The following is a 13,340-nucleotide window of genomic DNA, read 5'->3' as shown; positions in this document are numbered from 1 at the left end:
TCGGCCGCTGCGATGCCGTCGCTGGGTGACAGCGGCGGCATTGCCGTTTTCGCGCTTCGGTGCGCTCAGGAGCCGCGCCGGCGTTCCAGGGCCTTCGCGATCAAAGCCCGGGCGCGATCGCCGTACTCGGCTTGGTCGGCGAGGATCGCGAAAGTTCGCTCGTGCAGGGCGATCTCAGACGGCCGGGTGATGGTCAGTTCGGCCGAGACCGTCTCGGTGAGCACCTGCGCGCGGTCGTAGATGACGAAGTTCGTCGCGGGGGCGCGGTAGTCGGCGCAGATCGGGATGATGCCCAGTCGGACCCTCGGATTGGCCATCACCGCGAGCAGGTGGGCGAGTTGCTCGGCCATGGTGGCGGCGTCACCGACCGTGCGCCACAGCGCGGCCTGGTTGACCACGAAGTGGAACCGGTGTTTGGCCCGGAAGAGCACTTGCTTGCGGGCCATGCGCGCGGCCACCGCGTCCTCCAGGTCGTCGCGTCCGCCGGTGACGGCGATGCAGGCGGTCAGGATCGCCCGCGCGTAGCCCTCGGTTTGCAGCAGACCCGGCAACGTGTCCGGCGCGTACCAGCGGATCTGCGTGGTCTGCGCCTCCAAGTCGATCGACTGCCGTTGCCTACGCGCGTGTCCGGAGGCGACGGTGCGCTGCCACTCCAGATACATCGACTGCAGATTGCGCGCGTTGGCGACCAGATCGTCCAGCACGGCGGTATTGCCGCACGCCTCGCACCACGCGGCCAGGTCCGCCTCCGAAGGCGTCTGCTTGCCACCCTCGATCCGGGAGACCTTGCTCGAATGCCAGCCGCACCTGGCGGCCAGCTCCAAACCGGTGAGGTGGGCGGCACGACGTAGTTCACGCAGGCGCGCGCCCAGCACCTCGCGTGCGTCCGACACACCGTTCACTCGCCTACGTGCTCACTCTCGCAATATCGTTGATGGTCGATCCCCTTGGGCCACAGCCGCTCCCGTACCCGCAAGTAGCGGGCGACCAGTGCCGGGTCGGTAGTGATCGACAACCCCGTGAACGCCCCGTCCTCGGCGAAGGTGTTGAAGGCGACTGTGTTCGTGTCGAACAGCCAGTAATCGTCATAGGGCAGATCGACGGGATCGATCAGATGCCGCGGCAGCCAGCGCACCGCCTCGCCGGTGACGATGTTGTCGTCGGTCGCCGACAACAGCCACCGGGTGTAGCCCGTGTGCGGGACCGTCACGACGCGTAGTCGTTCGAGCGCGACCCCGCGACCGGCTGACTCGACCATCAGAGCATCCCAGGCTTTCCACGACTCGGGCTGTTCCTCTCGCTCGTACGCTACTCCGGCATCGAAGCGGCGCAACGCCTCCTGCTCATCGTCCATCAGGTACTGGTCGCGAACCTCCAGATGGAACGCGCGGAACCGAGCCGCCCGGAACAGCGGCTCGTAGCAGCGGTCGCCGTCGACGTGCAGCATCAGCGCACCACCACAGCGGTTTCGTGACATTCGAGAGTCAGCTGGGCGAGCAATTCGGGATCGGTGACCGGTTCCCCGGCCACCAGCACCGAACCACAGGTTCCGCTCGCCTCCACCCGTAGCCACATACCCGGCTCCAGCCAGTCCAGCAGTTGGTGCGGCACCAGGACCGTCCCGGTGCGGTCGGTGGCATCGCCCTGCACCACGAGCACGCCGGTGTCGGTGGCGTACACGGCGGGACAAGCTCCATGATCGGATCCGGATCCGAGAAGTCGCAGGTTCATAGCTGATCCTTTGCGAGAGCGGCGGACGATGTCGTGCAATCGTCCCTACCGGAGGCTCTGCGGGTCAACGCACTTCGCAAAGTCGCGCAAAGTCGTGGCGGCGGTGCCGGTGTGGCTTCTACCGTCGATTCGGCAACTCGGGGCCACGGCGCCGACGTCGATCCCGGGCTGCCTTCTCCCCCGAGGGAAAGGGCTCCGACATGATGAGACGACCCAGGACTGCCGCCGATTTCGCGGTGCTGGGTGTGCTGGCGCCAGGCGGATTGCTCACCGTCGAGCAACTGGCTCAGCAGGCGCGACTGACCGCATGGTCGGTACGCAGCGCATTGCTGCGGCTGCAGTCGCGCGGTTTGATCATGGACTGCCACCACCGCGGCCGCTGGACCATCACGCAGCGCGGCCGCGGCGAATGGGCCGCGAAGGGACGGCGATTCACCTTGTGAGCCGAGGCGGTGCACAGTCGGGGCCACCGCCTCGCTCGATCCGCTCAGTCGTAGTCCGGATAGGTCACGGATGCGGCAGATTGCTGTCCGGGTTGGCACTGCGGCGGCGGGCCGTCCGGGCGCTCGCCGGGCGGCGGGCCATCGGGGTGATCACCGGGCGGCGGGCCGTCCGGGCGCTCACCCGGCGGCGGGCCGTCCGGGTGATCACCGGGCGGCGGGCCCTGCGGGTGATCACCAGGAGGCTGGCACTGCTGTCCTGGCACCGGCCCCTGGGGAGCGGCGGCGCTGGCCACACCGGCCCCGATGCCGAGCGCACCGAGCGCGAGGGCCCCGGTCACGGCGGTCATTGCCAGCTTCGATGTGAAACTCATCTGCGTTCCTCCTGTTGTCGGATCAGGTCCGAAGCCGTCGGCCGCTGCTCGCGGCCGACCCGAGAATCGTTGAGCGTCAACATTTGTCCTTCGTTGGCGGAAGCTATGTGCCGACTGTGAACCACCGTGCCGTCCCGGTTCCGCGAAGCCCGCGCTCACAGCGGACACATAGGTACGGCACAGCGAACCCCAAGCGTTCCTGGCCATGGTTGGACGATGTCCGCGACGACCACCGGGAACGGCCCGGCCGAACGAGTTGTCCTGCGCCGCGTCGACGGCAGCCCGATCACCGTCCTGGTGGTCGACGACGAGCCCGTGCTGGCCGAGATGATGTCGATGGCGCTGCGGTACGAGGGGTGGGAGGTCACGACCGCGGGTGACGGCCGGACCGCCATCGCCAAGACTCGCGAGGCCCGCCCGGACGTGGTGGTGCTCGATGTGATGCTGCCGGATATGACCGGCCTCGAAGTACTCGGAAAACTACGCTCGCAGCTTCCGTCCCTGCCGGTGCTCCTGCTGACCGCCAAGGATTCGGTGGAGGATCGCATCGCCGGGCTGACCGCGGGTGGCGACGACTACGTCACCAAACCCTTCAGCATCGAAGAGGTCGTGCTGCGGCTGCGTTCGCTCCTGCGCCGCACCGGCGTGGCCACCGAGGACAGCGACGCGCAGCTGGTGGTCGGTGATCTCGTGCTCGACGAAGACAGCCACGAGGTCACCCGTGCCGGTGAGGTGATCGTCCTGACCTCCACCGAATTCGAATTGCTGCGGTTCTTCATGCGCAATCCGAAGCGGGTCTTGAGCAAAGCGCAGATCTTGGACCGGGTGTGGAGTTACGACTTCGGCGGCCGGTCCAACATCGTCGAGCTGTATGTCTCCTATCTGCGCAAGAAGATCGACAATGGACGCGCACCGATGATCCACACGCTGCGCGGTGCCGGGTATGTCCTCAAGCCCGCGGGCTGAGGCGGCGCGCCGGGCGCTTCGGCCACGGCGCTGGTCGTTGCGGGCCCGCCTGCTGGTCGGTCAGATGCTGCTGCTGGTGATCGTCGTCGTCGGGATCGGCGCCGCAACCGAGTTCGCGCTGCGGCAGTTCCTCGTGAACCAACTGGACACCGAACTGATCGACGTGCAGAAGCGCTCGCTCGGCGACGTCGGCGGCGGTCCCGGTCTCGCGCCGCCCCCCAGCGGGCAGCCGCCACCCCCACCACCTCCTCCCCCACCCCCTGGCACCGGTCCGGGACCGGACTTCCTCGACCGTCGCGGCATCCAGCCCGGCATGATCGGCGCCATCGTGCGCGAAGGAAGCGTCACCAAAGCGGGCCGCATAGGCGCCGATGGCACGCAGGGGTCGCTGTCGCGGGGCGCGCAACAGCAACTCGCCGCGGTGGCGGTCACCGGCAGGCCGGTGGATGTCGCTCTCGGCGGCCAGGGCCGGTATCGAGTGGTCGCGGACAAGACCTGGTCGGGCGAGGTCGTCGTCACCGGTTTGCCGCTGACCACCGTCGACGCGACGTTGCTGCGCGTCCTGCTGATCCTGGGAATCGTCACGGCGGTCGTGTCGATCGTCGCCATACTGGTCGGCATCTGGCTGATCCGGCACGCACTCGCGCCGCTGGACCGGGTCGCGGCGACGGCCGCGCGGGTGGCCGGCCTCGAACTCGGTCGCGGGGAAGTGGTGCTGCCCGTGCGGGTTCCGGCCGCCGACGCCGATCCGCGCACCGAGGTCGGCCAGCTCGGCTCGGCGGTCAACCGGATGCTCGATCACATCACCAGCGCGTTGTCCGCGCGCCACGACAGCGAGACGCGGGTCCGGCAATTCCTCGCCGATGCCAGCCACGAACTGCGCACCCCGCTGGCCGCCATTCGCGGTTATGCCGAACTGGCGCAACGCAAACGCGCGGAGGTGCCCGGCGAGGTGGCCAACGCGATGGCCCGGGTGGAGTCCGAATCCCGGCGGATGACGGATTTGGTGGAGGATATGCTGCTGCTCGCGCGGCTGGATTCCGGCCGCGGACTCGAACACGAGCCGGTGGATCTGACCCAGCTCACGGTGGACGCGGTGAGCGACGCCCACATCGCGGGGCCCGAGCATCGCTGGGATCTGGAGCTACCAGACGAGCCGGTGGTGACCACCGGTGACGCTGCCCGGCTGCATCAGGTGCTGGCGAATCTGCTGACCAATGCCCGGGTCCATACCGGCCCCGGCACAACGGTGCTCACCTCGCTGGACTTCCACGGCGACGGAGGAGCCGTCCTACAGGTGACCGACGACGGTCCGGGCATACCGGAGGCGCTGCAGCCCACGGTCTTTCACCGCTTCGCGCGCGGCGACACCTCGCGCTCGCGGCGGGCCGGCAGCACCGGTCTCGGCCTGGCGATCGTCGCGGCCGTCGTCAAGGCGCACGGCGGTGACATCTCGGTGGCCAGCGAACCCGGCCACACCGAATTCACCGTGCGCCTGCCCGGTGCCGGAACCGGCGCCGCGAACTGATCGGCCCGTCAACCGCATCGATGCCGAACCGGGTGGGAACAGCGGAACGTCGTAGTTGTGCCTACACGGCCGATTTGTTCGTCACGGATACACGATGCTCTTCGCGCCCACCATGCGCACCAGGCTGAAGATCGGCAGTCCGATCACCAAATGCTCGATCCCCGTCGAGATACCCACCCACAGGTCGCTGGACAGTGCCAGTGGAATGATCACCGCCGCGGCGGTGAGGATTCCCACGATCCAGCTGAAGAACAGTTCCGGTGACGGAGTGCCCAGGCGAAGCAGATACCAGAGCACCCCGCCCAGCAGCGCGCAGATGAAGGCCACCACCGCGAACCAGTAGGCGTCCTGGGCCATCGGATTCCACACCCCGAAATTGCCGCTCTCGCTCACCCTGGTGGCAATGATCTCGATGATCCAGGCGCACAGCCAGGCCGCCAGCGCGGTCACCACCGCCGCCGCGATCACACCGCCGGTGAACATGCCGATGTTGACCTCCGGCCCCTGCTGGGGGCGGGATCGCTGCTGGTCCGGATGATCGGACTGCTGATGCGCGTTGTAGTCGGGCTCCCGTCCGTACCCGGCCCCCTGGCCATATCCGGGATCCCGGCCCTGTCCGAGGCTTTGGTTGTACCCGTGATCTTGGCCGTACCCGGGCTCACGGTAATTTCCCGGCTGATAACCGGCTTCGTAACGTGCGGTGTGCTGGTCGCGCGGATCCATGGGATTCAACCGCCGATCACCTCCGTCGAAAGCGTGTGTGTGCGTCGAGTGTAGGGCCGGACCGGACACGCCGCTGCCCCCTACCCAACTCCGCTCGGCCCGTGGGCCGGCCGCGGCCGATAGCCGCGCTCGGACGAAACCCACCGTTTCGCAACGGGCTTCCACCTGCTCGAGTCCGGCGCGCCCAGGCCGGCCGTTGTCGCTGATCGGCGGACGACGGTTGACCAGCGAAAAACCCTCCGACCCTTCCGAAAGGAGTACAATCATGACTGCCGCACCTCGGACCGAGCAGCGGACCAATCGCCGCCTCGCCGACGATGTCCGGAATTTCACCGCTTCCCCCCGGCTGGCCGCAGGCCTACAGCGCGTGCTCATCGATCTCATCGAACTACATCTGCAAGGCAAGCAGGCGCACTGGAACGTCGTCGGGACCAACTTCCGCGACCTGCACCTCCAGCTCGACGAACTCGTCGACGCCGCCCGCGAGAGCAGCGACACCATCGCCGAGCGGATGCGAGCCCTCGACGCCGTGCCCGACGGGCGTTCCGACACCGTCGCCGCGACGACGAGCCTGCCGCCCTTTCCCGCCCAAGAGGTGAACACCACCGACGTCGTCGATTTGATCACGACGCGGACCTGCGCGGCGATCGACACCATCCGCGACGTGCACGACGCCGTGGACGCCGAGGACCCCAGCACCAGCGATCTGCTGCATCAGGTCATCGCCTCGCTGGAGAAGCTGGCGTGGATGATCAAGTCGGAGAACCGCGGCATCTGACCGCCCGCCCCGCCGCGCGCGCTGCTCGCACGCGGCGGGTCTGCCTCAGAAGTGCGCGGCGCCGCCGTCGATGGACAGCGGCACCGCGGTGATGTACTTCGATTCGTCGCCGACCAGGAACCGAGGGCGCCGACGTCATCGCGATCGACCTGGCCGGGCCACTGCCCGGCGTGCCCAACGACTCGCCCACCCCCGACGATCTGGACGAGACCGTGCGGCAGGTCAAGGGGGCAGACTCGACATCGTGATCGCCAATGCGGGCATCTGTATCCCGGCCGCATGGGACAAGATCACCCCCAGGCGTTCCGGGACACCATCGACACCAACGCGATCCGGGAACGACCCGACGCTATGTGACTGAATATTCGCGCAACGTAAGGGGCGTCGGCCCATTGGCGATACGATGACGCTGTAGATTCTTCCACTCTGACGCATCGCAGCTTCGACATGCGGCGAACTCACCATATGCGCTGCTTAGAGCCTGTCCTCTACTCGTCGCTATGAGCCGCGCCCGCCGCCTCCGGGGCCGGTAGCTTTGCGATTTCACATACGGGACGGCACGTAAGCACGTTAGTATGTGAACAATGATTCACGAACAGAGGAGCGCAATGATGCGTACCCCCCTTCGGCTCGCCGCCGCCTCGGCCGCAGCGGCGACTCTCGTCGTCACCGCGGCCGGTGCGACGGCCGAACCGATCAGCTCCGCCCCGGTGACCACCGTCGCGGCCGGAACCGGCTCGTCGGCGGCGGACTCCGGATCGGCGGCGGCGCGCACGGGCTTGTACTACCTCGAGCGCGGCGACATCATCGGAATTCTCGTGCTGATGGTCGCCGCCCCTTTGCAGATACTGACCAGCGGAATCTGCGACCTGGCCACGATGTCCGCGCTTCCGAGTCCGTGCGTCGCAGGGCCCCAATGAACCGCACCCGGCTCCCGTTCGGAAGCGCGGCCGAGCGCATGAATAAGGTTCACGGGCAGAGTTTCTGACGCGCGAGGTCTCCGGTGGTGGGTGATCGACCGACTCCGACTCCGGAGGCCTCGGGACCAGCCCGGCGGTGCAAGCGATACTGATCGGCCGTCGGCACTCCGAGATCGCCGCTGGACGACTCCCTCGGTTTGTCTGCATATCAAGGGGTAGGCAATGGTCGCGATAGCGACGATCCAACGCCTCAGGAGAAACCACCCATGAATCAACCCCGCGACACCGCCCACGAGGCAGACTCGCACGAAACCTCGGATGCCCGAGAAAAGAGCATTCTCGAGGGCCGATCCGAGGCGTCCGGCAACCTGGCGGGCCCAGGCCCCAACAGCGACCGAGATGAAGACCCCGACACGTAATCCGCGACCAGAACACGATGCGGTCACCGAGAATTCACGCCGCAGGGCGAGGTGACCACGATGCGACAGACCCGCCCACGGTCACCCCCGGCTGGAGCCGATAGAGAACACCGTGTCGATGAGCCGGCCGAACCGGCGGGTGAGCCTCTCGGCCGACTCCTCCGGATGCTCCCGAGCCCAAGCCATGATCGCGTCCACCGCGGCTGTCCAGATCCGGGCGAGCGCGTCGATGTCCTTCTCGTCGGTGTCGCCGAGTTCGTGCAGGAACCGGCGTACTCCCGAGGCCGCGTGGTTCGCGATCCGTTCCCGGTAGGCGTGGGCCGATTCTCCCGCGCCACCGGCATCGGGAGCGGTGGGGTCGTGAATGATGCGCCAGGCGGTGCGGTCCGGGCCGAGAGTGTCGAAGATGCCGCGCAGCGCGTTCGCCGGTACGGCGAAAAACTCCGCCTCGCCGCCCATTTCGAGATCCAGGCGCTCGAGCAGCGGCTCGCCCACGATGGTCAGGCATTCGGCGTACAGCTGCTCCTTCGAGACGAAGTGCTGATACACCAGCGCTTTGGAGATACCCGCGCGCGCCGCGATGGAGACCATCGAAACTCCCGCGAATCCGTGCTCGGCGAACTCCCGCAAGGCGGCCGCCAGAATCTCTTGGCGTCGATCGTCGGAGGGCATGCCCTTGGTTCCCAGACCCGCGGCCGTTGACATGGCCTCGAACTTACCTTACGGTCACTTCAACGGAAGTGACCGTAAGGTCATATCAAAGGTGTCGGAGGAACCAGGCCATGTCCCTGTGGCAACAGATCAATCAACCGGTCACCTACGCCATCCCGTTCTTCGTCCTGGCCATGGCGCTCGAGATCGCCGCCCTGCGCGGGCACGACGACCTGGCCGGCTATGCGAAGGTCGATGCCCGCACCAGCCTGATCATGGGGGCGGTATCCGTATTCATCAGTGGCGCGGCGAAATTCGCCGCACTGATCGCCTACGCGGCGCTGTACGTGCGCGCACCGTGGCAGCTCGATCCGCGCAATCCGCTCGCGTGGGTCGCGGTCATGGTCGGCGTGGACCTGCTCTGGTATCTCTACCACCGGGTCTCACACCGCGTACGGCTGGTCTGGGCCGCGCATCAGGTGCACCACAACAGCCGGTACTTCAACTACGCGACAGCGCTGCGGCAGAAGTGGAATCCGTGGTTCGAACTGCTCTTCTGGACGCCGCTGCCCCTGCTGGGCGTACCGCCGTGGATGGTGTTCACGTCCTGGTCGTTCAACCTCGTCTACCAGTTCTGGGTGCACACCGAGACCATCGGGAAACTGCCGCGGTGGTTCGAGTTCGTGTTCAACACTCCCTCCCACCACCGCGTGCACCACGCCAGCGATCCGGAATACCTCGACAAGAACTACGGCGGAATCCTCATCCTCTGGGACCGCGTGTTCGGCAGCTTCCGCGCCGAAACGTTCCGTCCGACCTACGGACTCACCAAGAACATCGAGAGCACCGATATCCTCACACTCCAGTACTACCAATTCGGTGCGCTGTGGCGCGACCTCCGCTCCACGCGGCGCGTGCGCGACTGGCTCGGCTACACCTTCGGACCTCCTGGCTGGGAGCCCGGTGCGGGGGCGACACAGATCGCCACCCGGGCCGGCCTGGATTGAATTTCGCAACCGACCACAGGGTCACCGTCGGTCGATACCGGGCGTGATCACCTCCATGTGGCGGCGTTCTCGCGGGCGTAGGACTTCAGATCCCGTGCAGGGTGGCCGGTGATCCGTTCGACCGTATCGGTCACCACGGCATTGCCGCCGTCGCGGATCAACCGGAACAGGGCCAGTTGCCAGATGATCGAGCGTTCGTCCAAACCGGCTTTGCCCGCACCGACGTACGAGCGCCGTGGGGCCTGCGCTTTTCGGCCGTCACCGGCACGACCTTCCACGTCGTGCTCAGCGGCACGTGCTGGCTGCTGGCCGACGGAACCCAGCCCCTCGCGCTGAGCCCGGGCGATGTGGTTTTCCTCCGCACCGGGAACTCGCACGCTCTCGCGAACAGCCCGCACACGCCGCTGATCGAATTCGCTCCCGAGCGCTCGGAACCGGATTCGCCGATCGGTCATGTACGCGTGGACGGCACGGGAGCGCGGTCGATTCTGCTCTGTGGCGCATACCAGCTCGATCGAACGCGGCCGCATCCGCTGATGAGGGAATTGCCCGTGTTCCTGCACCTACCCGCCGGGAACGCGGAGCTCGGTCATCTCGTCGGCCTGCTGGCGACCGAATTCGACCAGGATCGGCCCGGCCGGGATGGCATCGTTCCCCCGCTGGTCGACGCGATGCTGCTTTACATCCTGCGCACCTGGGCCGACCAGCGCACCGATGCGCCGGGATGGGCGCGGGCGCTCGCCGACCGGGCGGTCGGCCAGGCTTTGCGCGATATGCACACCCACCCGGCCGCCCCCTGGACAGTGGAACAACTGGCGGCGCGAAACGGACTGTCCCGTTCGGTGTTCGCCCAGCGGTTCACCGCACTGGTGGGCGAACCTCCGGTGTCGTATCTGACCTGGTGGCGGATGACCAGCGCAGGCCGCACGCTCCGCGAATCCGACGCTCCGCTCAGGAATGTGGCCGCGCAGGTCGGCTACAGCTCCGAATTCGCCTTCGCCAAGGCGTTCAAGCGCGCTTACGGCGTGGCGCCGGGGACATACCGCCGCTCGGCGATGATCGATATACCGAGCGTTCCGACCCGGACTCTGGCCTGAGGTCAGGATTCCTCGGCGCGGTAGAGGGTGTCGAACCAGACCTCGCCGGTGCGCATCCGCGCGGGCGCCTTGGTGGTCGGCGGTGGCAGGCGGCCAGCGGATGCGGGATCTGCGCGGCGTTCGGCTCTCCCGCGACGGGAACGAGGCAGCGAAGAACGACCCGACCACGAAGTCGCCTACCGCGACATCGCGCACGTCCGCGCCGACCTCTCGAGTCTCCGGCGAGAGGTGTACCCCGGGGCAGCCACACGACGTGCCGTCCGTGGGTCTGCGCCACGGTGCTGCGGCGGCGGGCAACAGCGAGCGGTCGGCAATCGGCTACGCCTCAGGTCCGCTCGTGGCCCGCTTCTCGATCACTCCGGCGAGGGCCGAGGCGATCATGGCGACCGCTCGATCATCGTCCTGGGCCGTTCGCCGCAGGATGCCCAGCGCGATGGTCCCCGGCATCTCGGCGAGTGCCTGAGTCAGGCGTATCCGCACAGCGGAGTCCGCGGTGGGTGCGGCGAGTTCATCGGCCAGCGCGCTCATGATCCGGTCCGCGCACTCCGGATCCAGTGCCAGTGCGCCGAGCACCTCCGCCGCCTCGACGTCGTTCGCACCCTCGACCACCATGCCGACCAGCGCGGGCACGGCTGCGGTCACGCCACGTGTACCCAATGCCAGAGCCGCGTGCCCGCGCACTGTCGCGTCGGTGTCCCCGAGGGCGTCCGCGAGCAGCGAGGTCGCTTCGTCGCCGGGCATCTCGGCGATCGCCTGCACCGCGCGCCGCCGGATGTCGACGTTCTCGGAGTACACGCCGGATGCCACGCTCGCCACACCGTCACCGCCCGCCCGCGCCAGGGCCCACCGCAGAGCGCCGGCGACGTTCGGATCGGATTCGGCGAGCACCGCCTCAGCCAGCAACTCGAGGGGAACCGGAACGTCCTCGGGCGGGGCCAGGACGGTTTGCTGGCGGCGCGCAGCGCTGGGCGAGTGGAGGCCGTGCAGGAGTTCGACGATGCGCAGGACGCCCTGCCAGCCGGTGGGCGCCGAGGCGTCGACGGCACGCAGTCGCTCGAGCAACTCCTGCTCACGCCGCAATCGCTCCTCGGTCCGCCGGATGAGGTCACCGACCAGCGCGGACGGTGTGAAGGCGGGATCCTCCAGGGCGGATCCGATCTGCCGCAGCGACAATCCCAGGGACCGCAGACTTTCCACGTGGAAGATCCGGCGGATGTCCTCGGCGGAGTACTCGCGGTAGCCCCCCACGGTGCGGCCGGTCGGCCGCACCAGTCCGAGGGAGTCGTAGTGCCTGAGCATCCGGGTACTCACTCCGGAACGGCGCGCCACCTCGCCGATCAGCACGCTGTTCCCTCGACCCGTTCCGGGCCGAGCGCGACGATCCGTTTCGCCTCGTCGACGGCCGGGTCGAAACCCGCATCCGGGTCGTGCAGGAGCTGCTGGGTGGCGCGGGCATGAGCACGCACCGCCGGGTCCGCACTCGCCCGCGCGGTCCGCAGGGCGGGCTCGATCACGTCTCCGAGCGCGATGAGTGCCCGGCTGAGGCTCCGTTGCACATTCCGGTCACCGCGACCGAGTTGTCCGGCCAGTTCCGCGACCAGACCTTCCTCTTCCCCCGCGGGGACGAGGACGACGGCCGCACGCCACGCACTTCGCGCGACCTCGTCGTCGGCGTCGTGCAGCAACGACCGGGTGATCGCGGGCCACGAATCCCGGTCCCCGATCTTCGACAGCGTATGCAACGCCTGGCTTCGGGCCTGGGAGCGTTCGGACCGCAGCTCCGCGCGGAGTCTGGGCACCGTGATCTCCGATGGGAAGCGCGTCAACGCCCAGGTGAGCATGTCGCGCACGAAGAAATCGGGCTCGATCGCGCACCGTGCCACGAGCGCGTCGACGAAGCCGTTGTCGGGGTGCGTGCCGACCGCCAGCGCCGCCTGGAGCCGCGTCGACGAGTCTCCGGCGGACAATGCTTCGAGCAGCCGCGTGTCGTGTGAATTCCTGTGTGCCGAGTTGATGGGGACCACCTCCTGCACCCAGTGAAGACCATGTCACAGTGTCAAGGTCAAGCGCGGGAGGCGCGGGGCGATCAGCAGCTCAGCGGGAACCGGTCGAGCCGGCGCGAACCCCGGCCGCGGGAGGGGCACCGTGCCTCCGCCAGGGGTCGAGGCCGCGCCGCTCGGCAGCGCGCTTGCGGCTCACGTCCGGAGACAACCTCGCCGCTCGAGGATGTCGCCAACGGCGATCGCGACCGGCACCGAGGCCGGAGTTTCACGCCGCCGACCGCGCACGGCCGCCCAACATGGTTGCGTGGAGCGTCTCGTCTCGGTGCGGCTTCGGCCGGTTCGAACCGGTGAGCCGTAAACGGCTTTCGCCGATCCCCTCAGCGCTGGCGCCAGCTCAGCGGACCCGGCAGGTCGACACTGTTCTTCTTGCTGCGGGAGTTCCACGACCACGGGCCGATCTTGATACTCCACGAGGACAGACCCGATTGGGTGAAATTGAGTTTCAGCGGCCCGAAGGATCTACGCTGACGGTACTTGATGGGCATTAGCGACCTCCCTTACTCGACCCCCGGCTACGGAACCGGTTATCTCCCATTACTTTCCCTGGTCAGAAGAGACCAAACAACGACAACCGGGCAGCAACGGCAGCGGTGTGATCGCGCGACCGCCCACGGCCCCGTGGAACTGCCCGACCCGCGCTCGA

The 13,340-nt window shown here is 67.7% G+C and carries 17 protein-coding genes and 1 pseudogene; 8 read left to right on the top strand and 10 right to left on the bottom strand.

The genetic code is table 11. The features are described from left to right. Positions 1-65: 65 nt before the first annotated feature. The 3 genes from NA8_RS02935 to NA8_RS02925 are packed head-to-tail and all read right to left on the bottom strand — an operon-like array spanning position 66 to position 1,731. Positions 66-893 carry a helix-turn-helix domain-containing protein gene (locus NA8_RS02935; protein ID WP_245663650.1) on the bottom strand — a complete coding sequence of 276 codons (828 nt, stop codon included), beginning with the start codon at positions 891-893 and terminating at the stop codon, positions 66-68. A gap of 5 nt (positions 894-898) precedes the next feature. Next, a complete protein-coding gene (locus NA8_RS02930) occupies positions 899-1,447 on the bottom strand; it encodes a DUF6879 family protein (protein WP_063048803.1) in 549 nt (182 codons plus the stop codon). Next, a complete protein-coding gene (locus tag NA8_RS02925) occupies positions 1,447-1,731 on the bottom strand; it encodes a hypothetical protein (protein ID WP_157106498.1) in 285 nt (94 codons plus the stop codon). Before NA8_RS02925 ends, NA8_RS02930 begins: the two co-directional genes overlap by 1 nt. Positions 1,732-1,931: 200 nt before the next feature. On the opposite strand from NA8_RS02925, the gene NA8_RS02920 reads away from it, so the two are divergent. Beyond that, complete coding sequence (locus NA8_RS02920; RefSeq protein WP_063048801.1) at positions 1,932-2,174, top strand: MarR family transcriptional regulator; 243 nt, start codon at positions 1,932-1,934, stop codon at positions 2,172-2,174. Positions 2,175-2,218: 44 nt separating this feature from the next. Here the strand turns inward: NA8_RS02920 and NA8_RS02915 are convergent, their stop codons facing one another. Then, entirely contained in the window at positions 2,219-2,545 is a 327-nt protein-coding gene (locus NA8_RS02915; protein WP_157106497.1) for a hypothetical protein, read from the bottom strand. A 261-nt stretch (positions 2,546-2,806) separates the two neighbouring features. Here NA8_RS02915 and NA8_RS02910 point away from each other — a divergent pair, with 261 nt between their 5' ends. Further along, the gene (locus NA8_RS02910; protein WP_063048908.1) at positions 2,807-3,511 is read left to right on the top strand and encodes a response regulator transcription factor; all 705 of its coding nucleotides are present in this window, start codon (positions 2,807-2,809) and stop codon (positions 3,509-3,511) included. Then, positions 3,489-5,039 (top strand): sensor histidine kinase, encoded by a 1,551-nt coding sequence (locus tag NA8_RS02905; RefSeq protein ID WP_063048799.1) that lies wholly within the window; start codon positions 3,489-3,491, stop codon positions 5,037-5,039. The genes NA8_RS02910 and NA8_RS02905 overlap by 23 nt, the downstream gene beginning before the upstream one ends. 81 nt (positions 5,040-5,120) lie before the next feature. Here NA8_RS02905 and NA8_RS02900 read toward each other — a convergent pair whose 3' ends face one another. Beyond that, positions 5,121-5,762 carry a DUF6069 family protein gene (locus tag NA8_RS02900; RefSeq protein WP_063048798.1) on the bottom strand — a complete coding sequence of 214 codons (642 nt, stop codon included), beginning with the start codon at positions 5,760-5,762 and terminating at the stop codon, positions 5,121-5,123. Positions 5,763-6,027: 265 nt separating this feature from the next. Between NA8_RS02900 and NA8_RS02895 the strand changes: the two genes are divergently transcribed. The 3 genes and pseudogenes from NA8_RS02895 to NA8_RS02890 all read left to right on the top strand — a co-directional run bounded on the left by NA8_RS02895 (position 6,028) and on the right by NA8_RS02890 (position 7,460). Beyond that, a complete protein-coding gene (locus NA8_RS02895; protein ID WP_063048797.1) occupies positions 6,028-6,540 on the top strand; it encodes a Dps family protein in 513 nt (170 codons plus the stop codon). Between the two features lie 101 nt (positions 6,541-6,641). Next, positions 6,642-6,873 (top strand): annotated as a pseudogene (locus NA8_RS34825) (SDR family mycofactocin-dependent oxidoreductase); the annotation flags it as partial. 278 nt (positions 6,874-7,151) lie between these two features. Beyond that, entirely contained in the window at positions 7,152-7,460 is a 309-nt protein-coding gene (locus NA8_RS02890; protein ID WP_157106495.1) for a hypothetical protein, read from the top strand. Positions 7,461-7,960: 500 nt separating this feature from the next. On the opposite strand, the gene NA8_RS02885 is transcribed toward NA8_RS02890, so the two are convergent. Then, positions 7,961-8,584 carry a TetR/AcrR family transcriptional regulator gene (locus NA8_RS02885; protein WP_063048795.1) on the bottom strand — a complete coding sequence of 208 codons (624 nt, stop codon included), beginning with the start codon at positions 8,582-8,584 and terminating at the stop codon, positions 7,961-7,963. Between the two features lie 77 nt (positions 8,585-8,661). Between NA8_RS02885 and NA8_RS02880 the strand changes: the two genes are divergently transcribed. Beyond that, positions 8,662-9,537 (top strand): sterol desaturase family protein, encoded by an 876-nt coding sequence (locus NA8_RS02880; protein WP_063048794.1) that lies wholly within the window; start codon positions 8,662-8,664, stop codon positions 9,535-9,537. Positions 9,538-9,584: 47 nt separating this feature from the next. Here the strand turns inward: NA8_RS02880 and NA8_RS33425 are convergent, their stop codons facing one another. After that, the gene (locus NA8_RS33425) at positions 9,585-9,815 is read right to left on the bottom strand and encodes a hypothetical protein (RefSeq protein ID WP_169810449.1); all 231 of its coding nucleotides are present in this window, start codon (positions 9,813-9,815) and stop codon (positions 9,585-9,587) included. Here NA8_RS33425 and NA8_RS02875 point away from each other — a divergent pair. Then, entirely contained in the window at positions 9,714-10,634 is a 921-nt protein-coding gene (locus NA8_RS02875) for an AraC family transcriptional regulator (protein ID WP_063048907.1), read from the top strand. The genes NA8_RS33425 and NA8_RS02875 overlap by 102 nt on opposite strands. A 318-nt stretch (positions 10,635-10,952) precedes the next feature. Here NA8_RS02875 and NA8_RS02870 read toward each other — a convergent pair whose 3' ends face one another. The 3 genes from NA8_RS02870 to NA8_RS32395 all read right to left on the bottom strand — a co-directional run bounded on the left by NA8_RS02870 (position 10,953) and on the right by NA8_RS32395 (position 13,182). Continuing rightward, positions 10,953-11,978, bottom strand: coding sequence for a MerR family transcriptional regulator (locus tag NA8_RS02870; RefSeq protein ID WP_063048793.1), 1,026 nt, complete (start codon positions 11,976-11,978; stop codon positions 10,953-10,955). Next, entirely contained in the window at positions 11,972-12,658 is a 687-nt protein-coding gene (locus NA8_RS02865; protein WP_439957360.1) for a HEAT repeat domain-containing protein, read from the bottom strand. Before NA8_RS02865 ends, NA8_RS02870 begins: the two co-directional genes overlap by 7 nt. Before the next feature lie 356 nt (positions 12,659-13,014). After that, positions 13,015-13,182, bottom strand: coding sequence for a DUF4236 domain-containing protein (locus NA8_RS32395; protein ID WP_084466474.1), 168 nt, complete (start codon positions 13,180-13,182; stop codon positions 13,015-13,017). Positions 13,183-13,340 lie beyond the last annotated feature (158 nt).

Origin of the sequence: Nocardia arthritidis NBRC 100137 (assembly GCF_001612765.1) — a bacterium.
GTDB lineage: Bacteria > Actinomycetota > Actinomycetes > Mycobacteriales > Mycobacteriaceae > Nocardia > Nocardia arthritidis.
This window is presented reverse-complemented; position numbering and strand designations above follow the sequence as displayed.